Source organism: Saccharomonospora saliphila YIM 90502 (assembly GCF_000383795.1).
GTDB classification, from domain to species: Bacteria; Actinomycetota; Actinomycetes; order Mycobacteriales; family Pseudonocardiaceae; genus Saccharomonospora; species Saccharomonospora saliphila.
Genome location: NZ_KB912720.1, coordinates 1 through 1,800 on the forward strand (window position 1 = coordinate 1; position 1,800 = coordinate 1,800).

1 protein-coding gene is annotated in these 1,800 nt (G+C 75.1%); it reads right to left on the minus strand.

Translation table 11 applies throughout. The features are described 5' to 3' along the window. On the minus strand, positions 1–1,737 hold a 1,737-nt coding region (locus SACSA_RS26390; protein ID WP_232213001.1), incomplete at its 3' end, for a PD-(D/E)XK nuclease family protein. Positions 1,738–1,800: the final 63 nt, after the last annotated feature.

The window sequence follows — 1,800 nt, forward strand, 5'->3', positions numbered from 1 at the left end:
GTCCACCGGGTGCACGGTGCGGCCCGAGCGCACGTAGTGGAACGCCGCCCGCACCCGCTCCAGCGGCGCCCCGGACAGCCCCGCCCAGGCGAGGCGGTAGGCGGCCAGCTGCACCGACAACGCGGGCATCCGCTCGTCGGGCGGCACCGCACCGGTCTTCCAGTCCACCACGGTCCACCCGCCGTCGGGGTCGGCGAACACCGCGTCCATCCGCCCGCGCACGGTGACGCCGTCGATGTCGGTGGAGAAGGGCACCTCGACATCGTGCGGCGTCCGCGCGGCCCACGGGCTGCGCTCGAACGCCTCGCGGAGCGCCTCGAAATCGCGGTCGCCCTCCTCGTGGGCCTCGAGGTCGGCCGATCCGGGCAGGTCGTCGAGGTCGAGCAGCCGGTCCCCGGCGAAGCGGCGTTCGAGCCAGCCGTGGAAGGCGGTACCCCGGCGCATTCCCGCGTTCGGGGGAAACGGCAGCGGCCTGCGCAGCCTCCGGGCCAGGGCTTCCGGCTCGTCCGCGAGCTCAACGAGCTGGCTCACCGACAGCGTGCCGGGCAGGTCGATGTCCGCCGCACCGTCCCGGTGCCGGGCCCGCTCGGCCAGCAGCACGTCGGTGTCGGTGATCCACCCGTCCGGGTCCTCGTCCTCGCCCGGTTCCGCCCCCGGCGCCGTGTCCGGCGCCCCGTCCGGCACCGCCGAAGCGGCGGACACCGACCGCTCGGCCTCCGATGCGACCGGCCGGTCGCCTCCGGTCTCCGCCTGCCGCGTCTCCGCCTGCCGCGTCTGCGCCCGCCGCGTCTCCGCCCGCGTGGCGAGCGCGTCGAGCACCAGCCGGGCGCCTTCGTCCACCGCCTTCCTGCGGTCACCCAGCGGGTCCACCGGCCACACCGCGGACCGTGACCGGCCCACCAGCGGATTGCTCTCCTCCGGTCCGGGCGCGGGTGCCCAGTGTTCGAGGGTGCCGAGGCCGTCGGTCTCCGCGAGCACGTCGGCGAGCTCGGTGAGGAACTCCGAGGGCCCCTTCGGTTTGGCGCTGGTGCTGTTCCACCAGTGCCCCGAGACGAGCAGACAGTGTTCGGACCGGGTCAGTGCCACGTAGCACAGCCTGCGCTCTTCCTCGGCGTGTCGCTCGGCGAAGTGCCGTTCATGGTCGGCCAGCACCTCGGTGACCAGCTTGCGGTCCTCGTCGCCGCGCAGGGCGAGTTCGGGGAGATCGGCCGCGTCCCCGCGCAGGGCGGCGGGCAGCTCGGCCACCGTCTTCAACCACGACGATGACCGCCGCTTGCCGGGGAAGGTGTCGGTGACCAGGTGCGGCACGGCCACCACCCGCCACTCCAGGCCCTTCGCCGAGTGCGCGGTGAGCACCTGCACGCGGTCGGCGGCGACCTCCACCTCCCCGGGCGCCAGGCCGTCCTCGGCGTGGTCGGCGGTGGCCAGGTAGTCCAGCAGGGACAGCAGGGTCGCCGTCGGCACGGTCTCGGCGTACTCGCCGACCACGTCGGCGAACGCGTCGAGGTGCGCGCGGCCGACGCCGCCCGGTCGCGCCAGGGCCTCGACGTCGAGCCGCATGGTGCGCTCGACGTCGGCCACCAGCTCGGGCAGCGGCTGGTCGAGCCTGCGGCGCAGCGCCCCCAGCTCACGGCTGAGCGCGCGGATGCGCGCGTAGCCTTCGCGCGAGTACCGGGCGGGATCACCGGGGTCGTCGACGGCGTCCACGAGCCCGGCCTGCTCGGCCCGCTCGGCCACCATCGCGTCGTCGTCGGCGGAGAGCTCCCCCGGGCAGCGCGTCTCGGTTCACCGGGTCGGCCA